Genomic DNA, 17,218 nt, shown 5'->3' with positions numbered 1-17,218 from the left:
GTCGTGGCCGATCAGAGAGATGTGGGCGACCTGCTGTACGACAGCGCGCGTACGCGGGTGACGCGTACCGGGCATCTGATCGAGAAGCGGCCCCTGGGCGCGGACGCGGCCGGCCGCCTGCGTAACGAGCGGGAGATGTTGCGCCGCCTCGACGGTGTCCCGGGGGTGCCACAGCTCGCGCCGGATCAGCAGCCGGGCCTGCTGATCCTGCGGGACGTGCACGGGACGGTGCTCAGTGATCTGCCCCAGCCCTGGCAGACCGGGCCGCTGCTCGACCTCGCGAGTGCTCTGGCGCACGTGCTCGCCGCCATCCACCGGCACGGGATCGTGCACCGTGACGTGAGCCCCGGCAACGTGCTGATCGTGGCGGACGGCGGGCCGCCGACGCTCATCGACTTCGAGATGTCCGGGGCGCCGGGCGGGCAGCACGACACGCTCGCCGGCACTCTGCCGTACCTGGCGCCGGAGCAGACCGGCCGCACCGGCCGTCCGGTCGACCATCGCGCCGACCTCTACGCCCTCGGCGCCACCCTCTACGAACTGGCCACCGGGGCGCCCCCGTTCGGCCGGGACCGTGATCCGCTGCACCTGGTCCACGACCACCTGGCCAGGGAACCCGCACCGCCGCCGACCCCGCTGGCGCCGATCATCCTGAAACTGCTCAGCAAGGACCCGGAAGCCCGCTACCAGAGTGGCGAGGGCCTGGCGTACGACCTGGACCGGCTCCGTGCCGGTGTCCTCACCGGGCTCGGTGAGCGGGACTTCCCGATGCGCCTGGCACCACCCGCCGGACTGGTGGGCCGGGACGAGCCGATGGCCGTGCTGACCGCTATGGCCGGGAACCGCGGCCGCGGCATGGTCCTGGTGACCGGGCCGCCGGGAGTCGGAAAGACCGCGCTGATCAGCCGGTTGCGTGCCGAGACGGGGTGCCGGTTCGCGGCCGGTAAGTTCGACCAGTACCGGCGTGACCTGGACGCCGACGCCGTCCGGCAGGCGTTCTGCGGCATTGGGGCACAGTTGCTGGCCGAACCCGAGGAACACCTCGCGCGGCTGCGGCCCGAACTGCTCGACGCGCTCGGGACCAACGCCGGGCTCGCCGCGGCCGTGCTCCCACCGTTCGCCGCGTTGCTCGGCGTCACCCCGGAGGAAGCCGACGATCCTTGGCGTGTGGTCAACCGGATCCAGCGGATGGGCCGTGACCTGCTGCGAACCGTGGCGAGCGCCGACCAGCCGCTGATCATCTTCATCGACGATCTGCAGTGGGCGGGGCCGACCGCGTTCGCGTTCCTCGACGACGTGATCGACAACGCCGACCTGTCGGGTGTGTTCGTGATCGGCGCCTACCGGGAGGCGGAGGTCGACGAGACACATCCCCTCAACGCCCTCCGGACCAGGCTGCGGCGCGCCGGTGGCAACACCGCCGAACTGCACCTGGCGAACCTGCCGCCGCACGAGCTGACCGAGCTGCTCGCCGGGATGCTGCGGATCTCCCCGGCGGACGCCGCTCCGCTGGCCACGGTGCTGGCCACCCGGACCGCGGGCAATCCGTTCGACACCGTCGAACTGCTCAACGCGCTGCGCCGCGACGGTGCCCTCGTGCCCGAGGGGGAGAGATGGGCCTGGGACCCGGACACGCTGCGCCGCTTCGTGGGCCGCGGCGACGTGGTCGACCTGCTCGGCGCCCGGATCGAGGCGCTGCCCCCGGCCACCCGCGAACTCGTCGAAGCGATGGCGTGTCTCGGCGGTGAGGTGTCGCTCGACCTGCTCCGGGCCGCCACCGGCCGGGACGCCGCGACCGTGGCGGCCGGTCTGCTGCCCGCCGCCGAGGACGGCCTGGTCGGGGTCAGCCGGGACGGCACCCCGGCGTCGAGTTTCCGGCACGACCGGGTGCAGCAGGCCGCGTACGGCAGGCTGGGCCCGGACGGGCGGGCCGAACTCGCGCTGCGGATGGCCCGGCGGCTCGTCGCCGAGGACGTCCATCGGCTGGCCGCCGCCCAGCAGTACCGGACCGCGGTAGGGCTGATCACTGACCACGGCGAGAAGCTGGCCGTCGCCGCCCTGCTGCGCGAGGCCGCGGCCGCCGCGCGCAGTTACGTCAACCAGACCGCTGCCGAAGCGCTGCTCGACGGGGCCCGGCGACTGCTCGGCCCCGGTGATCCCGGGTTCCTCGCGACGAGGGCCGAGTGGCACAGCGCGCTCTGCGGGGTCGGCCGGTTCACCGACGCGGACACCGTCTTCGCCGAACTGCGGGCGTCCGGCGCTGATCCGGTCGCGTCAGCCGGCGTCGTCGCCGCGCAGATGATCAGCCTGGTCCGGCGCGGGATGCTGCCCGCCGCCCACGAGATGGGCCTCAAGCAACTCGCCGAGATGGGCGTCGAGGTTCCCGCCGCCGAGGACCTGGCCCGCAGTATCGGCGCCGGAACGGTGAGCCTGCACCGTTGGCTCGACCAGGGACCCGACGATCCGGACCGGGCACCACTGACCGACCCACGGCTGCTCGCGGTCGCGCACGTCGTCAGCCAGCTGTTCCCGGCGGCGTTCTTCGTCGATCGCCTGGTGATGGCCTGGCTGGTCATGCTGGCGTTCGACATCTGGATGCGGCACGGTCCGGCGGCCGAGCTGGTCGGTGTCGGCGGTTCGGTCGGCGTCATCATGGCGAACCGGGGCGACTACCGCGCCGGGTACGAGGCGACCCGCCGGATCCTCGTGGTCGGTGCGGCGCACGGCTGGGAACCCGATACCTCACAGGCCCGGTTCCAGTACGCGTACGCCTGCGTCGCCTGGTTCGAGCCGCTCGCCAACGCGGTCCGGGCCGCCCACGACGCCCGCGACGGCCTGCTCCGTGGTGGCGACCCGTTCCACGCCGCGAACACGTATTACGCCTCGGTGCCGGTGCTGCTCGACATCGGTGACCTGGAGACGTACGCCGCCGAGGCCGAGGACGCGATCGCGCTCTGCGAACGGACCGGATTCACGTTCGGCGCGCCTAACTTCGTGGTGCACCGGCGGTTCGCGCAGTCGATGCGCGGCGAGGAACCCGATCCCGCCGACGACGCCCGGATGCTCGTCGCGAGTACCGGTACCGGGCCGGTGGCGGCCAATTTCGAGATCATGCGGGCGCTCACTGCGGCCGTGGACCACGACGACGAGGCGCTGGCCCGATCGAGTGCCGCCGCGCTGGAGGCACTGCCGGCACTGCGCGGGAGTTACGCCGAGGCCCAGGCCCACCTGCTGGCCGTGCTGGGCGCGGCCGTCCGGGCCCGTGCGGCCACCACCGAGGACGCCCGCGCGGCGGCGCTGGAGCAGGCACGGCTCAGCCGGGACCACCTGGCCGCGCGGGCCGACGACCAGGCCGGCAACTACCGGCACCTGCACCGGTTCGCGGCCGCCGTCTGCGCCGGGGCCGACGGCGACTTCGCCACGGCCGCGCGGTCCTTCGACGCGGCGCTGGCCGATGCCGCCGCTGTCGAACGGTCCTGGCAACCGGCGCTGATCGCCGAGTACGCGGGCCGGTTCCACCTCGGCCACGGCATGGAACACGCCGGGCACCGCCTGCTCACCGACGCTTGGCACGCCTACCGGGACTGGGGTGCGCACCGCAAGGTCCAGGAACTCGCCCGCGAACACCCGTTCCTGGCCGGCCAACCCGAGGACCGTCCGGGCGCGACCACGAGTGTCAACCTGTCCACCGACGCCATCGATCTGTTCGGCGTCCTCGAAGCCGCCCGGGCGCTCAGCTCCGAGACCGACCTGGACCGGCTTCGTGCCACCGTCGTGGACGTCCTCGGTGCGATGACCGGAGCCACCGCGGTACGGCTGCTGCTGCGTGACGCGGGCAGCGGCGAATGGACACCGCCACTTGCGGAGTCGGCGCACCTGCTGCCGGTCACCGCCGTCCGCTACGCCGAACGCACCTGCGAACCGATGCTCGTCGACGACGTCGCCCGCGACGACCGGGTGGCCCGTGACCCCTACCTGGCCGGAGCCTCGCACTGCTCCCTGCTGGTGGTGCCGGTGCTGCACCAAGGCGTACCGCGGGGCATCGTGATCCTGGAGAACCGGCTCGCCCGCCGCGCCTTCACCACGGCCCGCCTCAACGCGGTGATGATGCTCGCCGGTCAGCTCACCGTCTCCCTCGACAACGCCCAGTTGTACGCCTCGCTGGAACGCAAGGTCGCCGAACGCACCGAGGAACTGGCCCAGGCCAACCACCGGCTCGAACTGCTCACCATCACCGACCCGCTGACCGAACTGCCCAACCGCCGCCACCTCGGCGACGTCCTGGGCCACGAGTGGCTGCGCGCGGTCCGGCCCCGGACACCCGTGGGACTCGCCATGATCGACATCGACAGTTTCAAGAAGTACAACGACCACTACGGCCACCAGGGCGGTGACCGGTGCCTGATCCTGGTCGCCCGCACCCTGCGCGACAACGTCCGGGAGACCGACATGGTCGCCCGCTACGGCGGTGAGGAGTTCTGCATCGTCATGCCGGGAGCCGACGAGGAGAACGCCCTCGCTGTCGCCGAGCGGGTCCGGCAGGCCGTCGCCGCCTTGGGGGAGCCACACCCCGAAGCCGGCCTAGGGTTCGTCACGATCAGTGCCGGAGTGGCCTCGGCCGTCCCCCGGCCGGGCGCCCTGCCGGATCAGCTCATCAAGATCGCCGACGATGCCCTGTACGAGGCGAAACGCGCCGGCCGCAACCGGGTGGCCGGCATCGCTCCCGGAAATTCGGGTGCCTAGCGGCCATCGGCGACCGTAGAGTGGCGACCGCCCGGCCCGGGTGAACCGGCCGGGGGTTCCGGATCACCCGGGAAAGGGCCCGGAGTGAAGCACTGAAGGAGGTGCCGGGAATGTTCGTCCGACTCGAGATTCACGCCACCGCGGGCGGCGCGGACGCGGAAGCGTTCGCCGATGAGCTCGCCGCAGCGGTGAGCCGCCACGCCGGTGTCACCACCGCCCGTGAGGGCCGTCTGGTAGTGCTTCACCGGCTTTGACCCCGCCTACGCCGCCCTGGCCGGCCGGCATTGTGTCCAGCGGGTTCCCGCGTCGGAGAAGAACGGCCGGCGCCACACCAGCGAAGTGGTGGTCGTCGCGTTGCCCGCCGAGCCGGGTGACCACGCCACGGCCGGCGAGATGCGGAAGACGGATGTCCGCGTGGACGTGTACCGGGACTCCGGGCCGGGCGGTCAGCACCGCAACAAGGTGGAGACCGCGATCCGGCTGACCCACCTGCCGACCGGGATCGTGGTCACCGCCGCCGACTCCCGCAGCCAGCACGAGAACCGCAAGGTCGCCTGGCAGCGGCTGCGGACCGCCCTCGACACCCTCGACGCCGGCCGTCGGCACGCCGATGTGAACGCCGGCCGGGTCGCGGTGTTCAGCCGGACCCGCTCGTTCACCTGGACCGCCTGGCGTGACCAGGTGAAGACCGACGCCGGGGTGCGCGCGAGCATGACGAAAGTCCTGTCCGGACGCCTGGCGCCGCTGCTCACCGAGTGATCCGGTTCCCCCGGCGGCGAACGCGCCGCCGGGGAGACGGGATTCAATGCACGGGATAACAGTTTTCTATTCGCGGAACTGAATTGAATTTCGTGCGCTGATCGGCGGTTGTCGACATATTGACGAGTGGAAACAAGGGGGTAACAATTGCCTAGAGAGCGCTCTCTGATCCGTGGCACATGTTGCCCCCGCCCGTCCGCACGTCTGTCCCGACGGACGCGCGGCACCCCGTCCGACAGGCAGGTACATGACACCCCCGACACTGACTCCCCCTCCGCCGCGGACACACCGGCGCCGCGGCAAGATCGTCCTGAGCGCCCTGTTCGCCGCCGTCCTGGGCGTCACCGGCGCCTCGGTCGCCACCGCGGCCCGCGCCGCGGACATCCCGCTGTCGCAGGGCAAGCCGGCCACCGCCTCGTCCGTCGAAAGTGCCGCCTTCGCCGCGTCCGCCGCCGTCGACGGTGACGCCGGCACCCGCTGGTCCAGCACGTTCGCCGACCCGCAATGGCTGCAGGTCGACCTGGGCAGCACCCAGACGATCAGCCAGGTCGTGCTGAACTGGGAGGCCGCGTACGCCTCGGCCTTCACCATCCAGACCTCGCCGAACGGCACCACCTGGACGAACATCACCGCGGTCACCGCGGGCACCACCGGCGTGCAGACGCTGAACGTCACCGGCAGCGGCCGGTACGTGCGGATGAACGGCACCACCCGCGCCACCCCGTACGGCTACTCGCTCTGGGAATTCCAGGTCTTCGGCACCGGTACCACGCCGACCCTGCCGACCTCGGACACCCCCGACTTCGGCGCGAACGTGCGGATCTTCGACCCGTCCACATCGGCGGCGACCATCCAGACGGCGGTGGACACGGCCTTCAACGCCCAGTTGCGCAGCCCGACCGCGCAGTTCGGCACCCAGCGCCACGTGTTCCTGTTCAAGCCCGGCACGTACGGCCGGGTCTGGGCCAACGTCGGCTTCTACACCACCCTGGCCGGTCTCGGCCTCAACCCCGACGACGTGACGATCAACGGCGCGGTCAACGTCGACTCCGGCTGGAACTACGGCGACGAGTCCAACGCGACCCAGAACTTCTGGCGCAGCATGGAGAACCTGTCGATCGTGCCCGAAGGCGGCACCAACCGGTGGGCCGTCTCCCAGGCCGCTCCGATGCGCCGGGTGCACATCAAAGGCAACCTGACCCTGGCGCCGTCGAACCAGGACAACGGGCAGGGCTACTCCAGCGGCGGCTACCTGGCCGACTCGGTGGTCGACGGGGTCGTCTCCTCCGGCTCCCAGCAGCAGTGGTACACCCGCGACAGCCGGATCACGCGCTGGGACGGCGGCGTCTGGAACATGGTCTACTCCGGTGTGCAGGGCGCCCCGGCCAACGCGTTCCCGAACCCGCCGCACACCACCCTGGCCACCACGCCGGTCACCCGGGAGAAGCCGTACCTCTACGTCGACAGCGCCGGTCTCTACCGGGTCTTCGTGCCCGCCATCCGGCGCAACTCGGCCGGTGCCACCTGGCCGAACACGGCCGGTACCTCGATCCCGATGCGGGAGTTCTACGTCGCCAAACCCGGTGACAGCGCAGCCCGGATCAACTCCGCCCTGGCCCAGGGACTGAACCTGTTCTTCACCCCCGGCACCTACTCCCTGAACGAGACCATCCGGGTCACCCGCGCCAACACGGTGGTGACCGGCATCGGCTTCCCGACCCTGATCCCGAACAACGGGGTCGAGGCCCTGAACATCGCCGACGTCGACGGAGTCAAGGTCAGCGGCCTGACCTTCGACGCCGGTACGACCAACAGCCCCACGTTGCTGAGCGTCGGACAGGCCGGCGTGCACACCGACCACGCCGCGAACCCGATCAGCCTGCAGGACGTCTTCTTCCGGATCGGCAGCAGCGTCCAGGGCAAGGCCACCACGACCCTCGCCGTGCACAGCGACGACACGATCATCGACCACATCTGGGCCTGGCGGGCCGACCACGGCGGCGCACCCACCGGCTGGGCGGTCAACACCGGCGACACCGGCGTGATCGTCAACGGCGACGACGTCCTCGCCACCGGACTGTTCGTCGAGCACTACCAGAAGTACGAGGTGATCTGGAACGGCAACCGCGGACGGACGATCTTCTTCCAGAACGAGAAGCCGTACGACGTACCGAACCAAGCGTCCTGGATCGGCCCCCGTGGCAACGGTTACGCCGCCTACAAGGTCGCCGACAGCGTCACCGACCACGAACTCTGGGGCGGCGGCGTCTACTGCTTCTTCAACGCCAACACCAGCGTCCGGGTGGACCGGGGCTTCGAGGTGCCCAACCGCTCCGGCGTCCGCCTGCACAGCGTCCTGACCGTGTCGCTCGGTGACGTCGGCACCATCGCCAACGTCGTCAACGACACCGGCGGCGCCGTCCCCAACCCGGCCGGCAACACCACCCCCCGCCAGGTCGTCTCCTACCCCTGACACCCCCGTCCTGGTACGTCGTCACACCGGCCGTCCGGAAGGCCGGTCGGTGTGACACCGCACGGAGAGCAGCCGCAGCTTCTCCTGGGTCTCGCTGCCGGGCACGGCGGCGTAGACGAGCAGCATGTGTGACTGCACCGGGTCGAGCAGCGACTGGCACTCCAACTCCATCAGGCCCGCCTCGGGATTGACGAACCGTTTGTGGTCGTCGAACCGGACCCCGACCTCGTGCCGCTCCCACACCTCGCGAAAACGTGCGGACTGTTCGAGCAGGAGGCTCTGCAGGTGGGCCGCCCACGAGCCGGGTCCCCGGCGGGCGGCCGTCTCGCGCAGGCCCGCCGCGAACACGCGTGACATCCGCTTCGGCAGCAACCACCTCGGCCACTTCGCGCTCGTCGCGCACCTGCTGCCCCTGCTGCGCGCCGGGAACGCCCGGATCACCTCGCAACTGAGCGTGGCGGCGAACCAGGGGCCGATCAACTGGACCGACCCGAACTGGGAACGGTCGTACGACGGTCGTCGCGCGTACAGCCAATCGAAGATCGCTTTCGGTCTTTTCGGTCTTGAACTGGATCGTCGCAGCCGGGCCGGGGGATGGGGGATCACCAGCAACATCGCGCACCCGGGGGTCGCGCCGACCAGCCTGCTGGCCGCACGTCCCGAGGTCGGCCGGCCGAACGACACCGCCGGTGTCCGGCTGATCCGGATCCTGTCCCGGATCGGTCTCACCGGCACGGTCGAGTCGGCGGCGCTGCCGGCTTTGCACGCGGCCGCCGCATCGCAGGCCCGCGGCGGACGGTTCTACGGCCCGGCCGGTCCCGGTGGACTCGCCGGCGCGCCCGCGGAACGCCCCGTCTACTCCCGTCTGACGAGCGAGGACGACGCCGTACGCATGTGGAAGCTCTCCGAGGAACTGACCCACACCGCCTTCCCGCACCCGGCCGACAAGAGTTCGCGGCGTGGACAATGGGCGGGTGACCGAGGCTGAGCCATCATCCGGCATGCTGCGCTGGGCTGCCGAGACGGTCGGATCGGAGACGCCGGCGCGGGTCGTCCGGCATCTCGTCGGTGGCACACATGCCGTCACCCATCTGGTGGAGACGACACGACCGCGGCGGCAGATGGTGTTGCGCCGGTATCCGCCCGGCGACACCGCGGCCGCACGGGAAGCCGCCGTCTTGACGGCGCTCGACGGTTTGGCGGGCTCGGCACCCGAACTGATCGACGTCGACCCGGACGGGAAACGGACCGGTGCACCCTCCACCCTGATCACCCGCCTGCCCGGCCGCGCCGATCTCACCTCGATGTCCCCGGCGGAGGCGGCCGAACAGTTGGGGCGAGCTCTGGCGCGCGTTCACGCCGTCCCGGTGGGCCGCTTCAGCCGATTGCGCGACGGGATGGCCGCGGTCTCGGCCGCCGCTGGTGATCTGTTGTCGGCCGGCGAGCAGGTTCTGACGCACTATGACTTCTGGTCCGGCAACGTGTTGTGGGACGACCAGGTGATCACGGGCATCGTCGACTGGTCCGGAGCCTCTCGGGCGCCACGTGGTTTCGACGTCAGCTGGTGCCGGCTCGATCTGGTCCTGCTGCACGGAGAGTCCGCCGCCGACACCTTCCTGGCCGCCTACGAAAGGGCGGCCCGGACAACGGTGCCCGACATCGTGTCATGGGACCTCTTCGCCCTGGCGAACGCTCGCGACACCATCGAAGGCTGGCACCCGAACTACGCCGATCTCGGCCGTGGCGATCTGACGGCCACCGAACTGCGCGCTCGGCACACGGCATGGAGTCAGAACCGCCTCACGCGGGAAGGTTCGTTAGATTTCAGTGATGAGTGAGCAGACGCCCGCCGGGGGCATCGTGTTGTCGGCGGCGGAGATCGAGGCCCTGGACGCCAGATGGGCGTCCTGCTGGACGCCGGAGCAGGTCGCGCACCGGCTGTCCGGTACGGCGGTGACCTGGTTCGTGGCCGCCGGCTGGGCGCTGGATCTGTTCCGCGGGGCTCGGACACGTGCGCACGGGGACATCGAGATCGCCGTTCCGGCCGCGAGCTTCCCGGAGATCCGGGACTGTTTCCGGGGGTATGAGTTCGATGCGGCCGGCAGTGGCCGGATCTGGGCGAACGCCACACCGGACGAGTTGGCGGCCACCCATCAGACCTGGGTGCGGGACCCGGCCACCGGCGACTATCTGCTCGACGTCTTCCGGGAGCCGCATCAGGGCGACACCTGGATCTGCCGCCGTGACGAGACGATCCGCTTTCCGTACCGCGACATCATCGACCACACCGAGCAGGGCATTCCCTATCTCGTACCCGAGCTGGTCCTGTTGTTCAAAGCCAAGCACACCCGCCCCAAGGATCAGGTGGACTTCGAGCGGACCGTCCCGCACCTGACCGCGGACCGGCGCGCGAGGCTGGCCGGACTGCTCGTGCGTGTGCATCCGGGGCATCGCTGGCTCGCCGACCTGCAGAGCTGACACGGGGACACACCCGGTGGTGTGCCCCCGTGCCGGTGCTCAGCCGATGGCGTACGCGCGGATCACGGTCTGTTCGGCCGTGCCGTTCGCGGTGGTCGCCGTGGCGCGGAGGCTGACGAAACCGGCCGTGGCGGGATGGGTGATGGTGACGGTGCGGTGGATGCCGGAGCCGGTGACCGGCACCCGGCGCCAGGTGCGGCCGTCGTCGTAGGAGACCTCGGTCGTGACGGCCCGGGCCCGGGACGTGATCTGCTGGTCGAGGTGGACCGGGATCTTGACGGTCTTACCGGCGCGGGCCTTGCCGGTGGCGTCGACCGGCGGGTCGAAGCGGACCGTGGTGATCGGCAGCGGCGTCCACTCCTCGTCCGAGGTGTGCCCGGACACGAACGTCCACGCGGTGCTGAACTTCGTGGAGTACGTGTACTGCGTGCCCCGGTCGACGGAGGTCTCCAGCCGGTAGGTGGCGCTCTCCGCGGGCACCTCCCAGAAGCCGAAGTCGGACGGCTCCTCGGCGACCAGTTCACCGTTGCGGTAGAGCGCCGTGCGGGCGCTGTCCCAGCCGGTGAACCCGTAGTGGCCCACGCCGTCGCCGTGGTTCGGCGGCGCGGCGAGCACGGTGTCACCGGAGCGGACGATGTGTCCACCGACCAGGTCGGACCCGGTGACGGTGTGGGCGATGACGGCCTTGTTCCAGGGGTCCTGGTACGTCCGGCCGGGCTGGTACTTCTTCGGCTCGCTCTGCAGGGAACTCAGCGTGAGTTCGGGGCCGGTCTCGTTGAAGAAGCCGAGCCACGTACCGGAACCGGTGTCGGCGTTGACGTACTCGGTGCGCTGGAAGGGCAGCGCACTGATCGGCGTGACCGGTGTCCAGAACAGGCTCTCGCCCAGCTGGGAGCCGTTGGCCTTGATCCCTCCGGCGCCGACTGCGTCGACGTGGTAGGTGGTGCGCAGGGCGGCGTAGTCACCAGTTCGGGTCCGCTTCTTCAAGCCGGTGAACTGCGAACCCTTCTTGAAGTACGTCTGGTCGTACGTCACGGGACTGTCGGTGAACAGCCCGTCCGCACCGGGCCGGGCCCAGTTCTCGGTGACCGAACCCAGGAACCGATTGTCGGCTGGAGCGCCCCAGATCTGCCCGATCGAGGCGTTGCCGGGGTCGAACCCGGCGAACGACAGGTCGACCCAGCCGGCCGGTGCGTCCCACTCACCGGCGATGCCGATGAAGCTGATGGCGGCGGCCGGATCCGGCACGGTGACGGCGATCGGTTTCGCGTCGCGCGCGTCGAGCGTGAGGGTCCGGTCCCCGGTCACCGCGAACCGGGTGTGGTAGAGCCAGGCGCTCGTCGCGTCGGTCTCGACGTTCGCGGCCACGGCGTACTCGCCCTTGGGCAACCGCAGCGTGCCGCCGCCCGGCAGCCACTCGGCGAACTCGCCCGAGTTCAACTCGACCAGGACCACATAGGTGAAGTCGACCGGCTCGACGACGTCGACCTCGACGTCGTAGCTCTCCACCTCACGGACCACACCGAGCGGCGCCGAGACACGCACGCCGCCGGGACCGGTGCCGATCAGATGCCCGCTGAGCGGCTGATCGGGCAGGTCACCGCGGGTGTCGGCGGTGACCGTGGTGGTGGCGGTGCCGCCCGCGGGCACGGTCAGCGTGGTGTCGGCGACGGTGAACACGCCCGCCTGACCGGTCAGGGCCAGAGTAAGCGTGACGGCGGCGGTGCCCTCGTTGCGGTAGGTGACGGTCTTCGTCACCGGCTGGTCGTCGTCGTGCGGCCAGCGCTGGATGCCGAAGTTGATCGCGCCCTCGTTGACGGCGACCGTCTGGGTGATCTCCCGGGCGACGTCGACACGGCCCGCGCCCTGCTGGTACGCGGTGGTGCCGTCGATCGGCGCGGCCGAGCCCATCAGCACGGTCTTGCGCTGCTGCGCCGTCCAGTCCGGGTGCTGCTGGGCCAGGATCGCGGCGGCCCCGACGACATGCGGCGTGGCCATCGAGGTGCCGGAGTACGCGACGTACGCGTCCTCCCCGGTCGTGCCCCCGGCCCTGGCCGCGACGATCTCGACGCCGGGCGCGGTGATCTCCGGCTTGACGGCGCCGTCCCCGGTGCGCGGGCCCCGGCTGGAGAACTCGGCCAACTGGTCCTCGCGGTCCACGGCGCCGACCGACAGAGCCGCGTCGGCGGTGGAGGGTGAACTGACCGGTGCGAACGTGCCGGCGTTGCCGGACGCGACCACGAACAGCGTGCCGTACTGCTCAGTCAGGTTGTTGATCGCGGCTTCCAGGGGGTCGATCGCGGCGGTGTCGCCGCCACCGAGGCTCATGTTGACGACCTCGGCGCGGCTCGCCGCCCACTCCATACCGGCCAGAATGGCGGAGTCGGTGCAGCCCAGGTCGCCGCACACCTTGCCGATGACCAGGCCGGCGCCCGGAGCGACACCCTTGTACTTACCGCCGGACGCGGCGCCGGTGCCCGCGATCGTGGAGGCCACGTGCGTGCCGTGCCCCTCGACGTCGTCGGTGCCGCTCGCCGAGCCGGTGAAGTCGGCCGCCTCGGCGACCTTCCCGGCCAGGTCGGGGTGGTCGGCGTCGATGCCGGTGTCCAGGACGGCGACCTTGACGCCGGTGCCGTCGTAACCGGCCGCCCACGCGGTCGGGGCGCCGATCTGCGGCACGCTGTGGTCCAGGACCAGGTCACGCTTGCCGTCCAGCCAGATGTTGGCGACGGCCGGTTTGAGCGCGCGGGCCTGCTGGGTTCCCTGCGTGAGCTGCTGCCAGAGCCCGCTGCGGCCGGTCGCGGTCGCGCTCACGGCGAGGACCCCGGCCGCGGGCAGGTCGCGGGTCACTCTGGTCCCGGCGGTCACGGTCGTGGTCCGGGCCTGATCGGCACCCTTGTCCGGGTACGCGATGAGCAGCGGCAGTTCGGTGGTGCGATCGTCGGTGTACCCGAATCCGACCAGGGTGTCGATGTCGAACAGCCGTTCGTCGAGGCGACCGGCGGTGAGCAGCGGTAGCGCGTCACGTGGCACGACGAGGTTGCGGCCACCGGCCCGGCTCGACACGAAGCCGACCTTCTCCCGGCCGGGCGCGGGCCGCACCGACGGCCGGCCGCCGGCGCGAACGGTGACCTCGTCGCCGGTGATCAGGGTGACGGTGACGGGTTTGGCGGTGGCGGCCCGCTCGGTCGCGGTCGTCGCGGTGGTGTTTTCCGGTTTCTCTGGTGGAATGGCAGCGGCCGGATTGCCGGCCACCGTGGACCCTAAGACGACGGTGGTTATGCCCAGCAGTACCGCGGGCACACTCGGTCGGCGCATGTGTCCTCCCATGGGAACGGGAATCATTGCCCGTCAATATAGATGCCCATCGGTGGACGAAAGCCTGTGTCGAGGAACACGAAGTTCCGTCGAGAGACCTGACAACAACCTGACCCCGTCGTGCGTCAGTGGGCTCACCACCCGAAGACTTCCGGTGCCAGGTGGTACCCGCGTACGTGCTGGCACTGGTGTTGCCGTTTGTCCGGCTACTGCGTCGGCCGATGGTGGGGCGGTTCGACGCCCGGGTGTGGATCGTGCGCACCGCGACGGTCGCCGGTCTGGCGGGGGGCGTGATCATGCTGGTCGTGTCAGTGGCATTGCCGGTGTTTCACTTCCCGGTACCGACCGGGCGCTACGGCATCGGCACCGTGACCTACCACTGGGTGGATCAGGCCAGGCCCGAGCTCTTCACCGCCGACCCGGCCGCCCATCGAGAGCTGATGGCACAGGTCTGGTACCCGGCGACACCGTCGCGGGACGCCGAGCGTGCCCCGTACATCGCGGATGCCGACGCGGTGACTTCCGCATCGGCTCGGCTGGCGGGCCCGCCGCCGTTCCTGTTCAGCCACTTCCGGCACGTCACCACGAACGCCGTCGCCGGCGTGCCGCTCGATGACGTTGACATCGCCACGCCCCAGGCTTCCTCTCTCACCGGACTCCGGAACTGACAGCGGCCGTGGGGTCTCGCACCTACGGCGCCTCGGCTGTCTCCGGGTCGCCGGACTCGGTCGGCGACGCTGACGGTGTAGCGGTCGGCGACGCCGGCGTGGTGGGTGTGGCGGTGGCGCTCGGCGTCGGTGCCGGCTTGTTCTTGTCCTTGCCCGTCGCCTGGATCTTCGCGGCGGTGTAAGCGGTGTCGATCCGGGTGCCGGTCACGGTGATCTTTTGCCCGGCCATGAGGGCGCTCAGCTGTACCTTCCTGCCGTTCAGCAGGATCCGCACGCTCGTCGGGACGCTGACGGTGACGGTCTTGCCCTTGACGTCCTTCGTGCCGCCCTTCACCACGAGGGCGATCGTGCTCGCCGCGGCGTCGACCGTGGTCACCGTGCCGGTCGCCGAGAACTTCACCTTCACCTTCTTGGACGGGCTCCGGGTCGGCTTCGCGGTCGGCTTCTCAGCCGCCGACATGTGGCCTGTGGCGGACGGCGAACTCGTCTGGGCGTACGCGACCATGCCGGTGGTGACGGCGGGGACAGCGACGGCGGTGGCCATGGCAAGGGCGACAGCGGTACGGCGCATCCGCATGGAGAAGCTCCTCAGCTCGGGAGCCTCCATGCTTGCCGGCCGTGGGTTCGAACCGGTTGCGTCTCCGGTTGCGGCTCGGTTGCTGCTGTCCGGGCCGGACACCAGCAGGTATCGCACCCTCGTCATGGCTCCGGCACGGCAGCACAGGAACGAACCCCCGTCCGAGATCTGCCCGGCGGGTTTCCGGACAGGCCCATTCGGGGTCCGCCGGAACGGCCGCCGGGTCCGGTGAACCAGCCGGTCCGGGCGCCGTCCTGGTGGATGAAGTGGCGGGTCGCTTACGCTGGGGGCATGACATCGGTGCTGCACAGTTCCCCGAGCCGGCCGGCGGCCCGGCCCGGCCGGGCGGTGCTGGTCGTCGCCGACCTCGCTGAGCTGCGCGGCCCGGACACCGGAGTGGTGGAACTGCCGCACCGGATGCTGTGGCTGCCGCCGCGGGACCGCCGGTTCGACCTCGCCGACGACTACGACCGCCCCCGGATGTGCGAGATCGTGCTCCGGGAAGCCGTCCGATGGGACGAGCTGCGGACCATGCTGAACGCCGGAGTGCTCTCGCGGGTGTGGGCCGAGCTGTTCCTGCCCCGGGGCGTCCGCGCGGCGTGGGAGCAGCGGCATCCGGTGCTGGCCGCGGTGCGGGTCGCGGGTTGACCGACCGTCCCGACCCGTTTCACGAGCTGGTGGCACGAACGGCGCTGACGGCCGCGTACCGGTACGGATTCGTCCTCGGCGGCGGTCTCGCCCTGATCGAACACGGCCTGGTCGTCCGCCCGACCGAGGACGTCGACCTGTTCGCGTCCGGGGAGGGCTCGGTGGCCGCGGCGACCGCGGCGGTGACGGATGCGCTGGTGCGCGCCGGTCTGCGGGTCGAAGCGGTCGATCATGACAGTGACCTGGCGGAACTGATCGCCGGGATGGCCTACCAGATGGCGGAGCTGACGGTGTTCCGCGACCCGGACGATCGGGACGGGTTACGGGTGAGTCTGGGGTTTCTGGACCGGTCGTACCCGCCGGTGGTGCTCGACATCGGCCCGGTCATGGCGGTCGAGGACCTGCTGGCGTGGAAGGTGGCGGCGCTGGTCGGCCGGGCCGAGGTCCGCGACTTCATCGACGTGGCCGTGTTCCTGGCGGACCGCGACGCCGGGCAACTGCTGGACGCCGCGCGCCGAGTCGATCCGGCGCTGGAGGACGAGGACGTCACCGCGGCCGGCCGGCGTCTGGACCGGACCCCGGACCGGGCCTTCGTCGCCTACGGTGTCGACGCGGCCGGAGCGGTGGCGATCCGGGCCCGGTTCGCCGGGTGGCCGCGCTGACCGTGCCCGGCGCCGCCGCGAGGGCGGCACCGGAGGCCGGGATCAGGCGGCGTACGAGTTCAGGAACTCCAGCAGGTCGCTGTTGAGCTGGTCCTTGTGGGTGTCGGTGATGCCGTGCGGCGCACCCGCGTACACCTTCAGCTCGGCGCCCTTGATCAGCGCCGCCGACGCCTTGCCGGCCGCCTCGAACGGCACGACCTGGTCGTCGTCACCGTGGATGACCAGGGTGGGAACGTCGAACTTGGCCAGGTCGCCGCGGAAGTCGGTGGCCGAGAACGCGGCGATCGACTCGTAGGTGTTGCGGTGCCCGGCGGTCATGCCCTGCAGCCAGAACGCGTCCTTCATGCCCTGCGACACCTGCGCGCCGGGGCGGTTGGCGCCGAAGAACGGGCCGTTCGCGAAGTCCTGGTAGAGCTGCGAGCGGTCGGCGAGCGAACCGGCCCGGATGCCGTCGAACACCGACAGCGGCAGACCGCCCGGGTTGTCGTCGGTCTGCAACATCAGCGGCGGTACGGACGACACCAGCACCGCCTGGGCGACGCGGGCGGTGCCGTGGTTGCCGATGTAGCGGGAGATCTCGCCGCCGCCGGTGGAGAACCCGATCAGGGTGAGGTCCCGCAGGTCGAGGTGCTCGATCACGGCGGCCAGGTCCGCGGCGTACGTGTCCATCTCGTTGCCGTGCCAGGTCTGCTCGGACCGGCCGTGACCACGACGGTCGTGGGCGATCACCCGGTAGCCGTTGCTCGCCAGGAACAACTGCTGCGCCTCCCAGCTGTCGGAGTTCAGCGGCCAGCCGTGGCTGAGCACGACCGGCCGGCCGGCGCCCCAGTCCTTGAAGTAGATCTGCGTGCCGTCGGCCGTGGTGACAAAACCCATGAGGGTCCTTTCGTAC

The 17,218-nt window shown here is 70.8% G+C and carries 14 protein-coding genes and 1 pseudogene; 11 read left to right on the top strand and 4 right to left on the bottom strand.

Translation table 11 applies throughout. The features are described from left to right. Positions 1-3: 3 nt before the first annotated feature. The 5 genes and pseudogenes from BLU81_RS11485 to BLU81_RS11475 all read left to right on the top strand — a co-directional run bounded on the left by BLU81_RS11485 (position 4) and on the right by BLU81_RS11475 (position 7,975). On the top strand, positions 4-4,743 hold the full coding sequence (locus BLU81_RS11485) for a diguanylate cyclase domain-containing protein (RefSeq protein ID WP_157751489.1): 4,740 nt from the start codon (positions 4-6) through the stop codon (positions 4,741-4,743). 110 nt (positions 4,744-4,853) lie between these two features. Further along, on the top strand, positions 4,854-4,997 hold the full coding sequence (locus BLU81_RS47905) for a hypothetical protein (RefSeq protein ID WP_157751488.1): 144 nt from the start codon (positions 4,854-4,856) through the stop codon (positions 4,995-4,997). A gap of 16 nt (positions 4,998-5,013) precedes the next feature. Next, positions 5,014-5,082: pseudogene (locus BLU81_RS52040) on the top strand (PCRF domain-containing protein); the annotation flags it as partial. Beyond that, positions 5,083-5,502, top strand: coding sequence for a peptide chain release factor family protein (locus tag BLU81_RS11480; RefSeq protein WP_092544160.1), 420 nt, complete (start codon positions 5,083-5,085; stop codon positions 5,500-5,502). 247 nt (positions 5,503-5,749) lie between these two features. After that, positions 5,750-7,975 (top strand): discoidin domain-containing protein, encoded by a 2,226-nt coding sequence (locus tag BLU81_RS11475; protein ID WP_092544158.1) that lies wholly within the window; start codon positions 5,750-5,752, stop codon positions 7,973-7,975. A gap of 21 nt (positions 7,976-7,996) precedes the next feature. On the opposite strand, the gene BLU81_RS50510 is transcribed toward BLU81_RS11475, so the two are convergent. Further along, a complete protein-coding gene (locus BLU81_RS50510) occupies positions 7,997-8,332 on the bottom strand; it encodes an MmyB family transcriptional regulator (RefSeq protein ID WP_231954418.1) in 336 nt (111 codons plus the stop codon). Between BLU81_RS50510 and BLU81_RS11470 the strand changes: the two genes are divergently transcribed. From BLU81_RS11470 to BLU81_RS11460, 3 genes are read left to right on the top strand one after another with little or no spacing between them, the layout of a single operon-like run. Further along, entirely contained in the window at positions 8,331-8,963 is a 633-nt protein-coding gene (locus BLU81_RS11470) for an SDR family oxidoreductase (protein WP_231954759.1), read from the top strand. The genes BLU81_RS50510 and BLU81_RS11470 overlap by 2 nt on opposite strands. Further along, positions 8,950-9,813 (top strand): phosphotransferase family protein, encoded by an 864-nt coding sequence (locus tag BLU81_RS11465; RefSeq protein ID WP_157751487.1) that lies wholly within the window; start codon positions 8,950-8,952, stop codon positions 9,811-9,813. Before BLU81_RS11470 ends, BLU81_RS11465 begins: the two co-directional genes overlap by 14 nt. After that, positions 9,806-10,453 carry a nucleotidyltransferase domain-containing protein gene (locus BLU81_RS11460; protein WP_092544152.1) on the top strand — a complete coding sequence of 216 codons (648 nt, stop codon included), beginning with the start codon at positions 9,806-9,808 and terminating at the stop codon, positions 10,451-10,453. Before BLU81_RS11465 ends, BLU81_RS11460 begins: the two co-directional genes overlap by 8 nt. A 39-nt stretch (positions 10,454-10,492) precedes the next feature. On the opposite strand, the gene BLU81_RS11455 is transcribed toward BLU81_RS11460, so the two are convergent. Continuing rightward, positions 10,493-13,771 (bottom strand): S8 family serine peptidase, encoded by a 3,279-nt coding sequence (locus BLU81_RS11455; RefSeq protein WP_157751486.1) that lies wholly within the window; start codon positions 13,769-13,771, stop codon positions 10,493-10,495. A gap of 176 nt (positions 13,772-13,947) precedes the next feature. On the opposite strand from BLU81_RS11455, the gene BLU81_RS11450 reads away from it, so the two are divergent. Further along, positions 13,948-14,439, top strand: coding sequence for a hypothetical protein (locus BLU81_RS11450; RefSeq protein WP_157751485.1), 492 nt, complete (start codon positions 13,948-13,950; stop codon positions 14,437-14,439). 22 nt (positions 14,440-14,461) lie between these two features. Here the strand turns inward: BLU81_RS11450 and BLU81_RS11445 are convergent, their stop codons facing one another. Continuing rightward, positions 14,462-15,016: a hypothetical protein gene (locus BLU81_RS11445; protein WP_157751484.1), complete on the bottom strand. Its 555-nt coding sequence runs from the start codon at positions 15,014-15,016 to the stop codon at positions 14,462-14,464. Between the two features lie 291 nt (positions 15,017-15,307). Between BLU81_RS11445 and BLU81_RS11435 the strand changes: the two genes are divergently transcribed. Both BLU81_RS11435 and BLU81_RS11430 read left to right on the top strand, forming a co-directional pair. After that, complete coding sequence (locus BLU81_RS11435; protein ID WP_373873317.1) at positions 15,308-15,664, top strand: hypothetical protein; 357 nt, start codon at positions 15,308-15,310, stop codon at positions 15,662-15,664. Continuing rightward, complete coding sequence (locus BLU81_RS11430) at positions 15,661-16,326, top strand: nucleotidyl transferase AbiEii/AbiGii toxin family protein (protein ID WP_092544142.1); 666 nt, start codon at positions 15,661-15,663, stop codon at positions 16,324-16,326. The genes BLU81_RS11435 and BLU81_RS11430 overlap by 4 nt, the downstream gene beginning before the upstream one ends. 42 nt (positions 16,327-16,368) lie before the next feature. Here the strand turns inward: BLU81_RS11430 and BLU81_RS11425 are convergent, their stop codons facing one another. Continuing rightward, positions 16,369-17,202 carry an alpha/beta fold hydrolase gene (locus tag BLU81_RS11425; RefSeq protein WP_092544140.1) on the bottom strand — a complete coding sequence of 278 codons (834 nt, stop codon included), beginning with the start codon at positions 17,200-17,202 and terminating at the stop codon, positions 16,369-16,371. Between the last annotated feature and the right edge of the window lie 16 nt (positions 17,203-17,218).

The sequence above is a fragment of the Actinoplanes derwentensis genome, assembly GCF_900104725.1.
GTDB lineage: Bacteria > Actinomycetota > Actinomycetes > Mycobacteriales > Micromonosporaceae > Actinoplanes > Actinoplanes derwentensis.
Note: the sequence above shows the minus strand (reverse complement) of the source record. Positions and strands in the feature narration are given on the sequence as shown.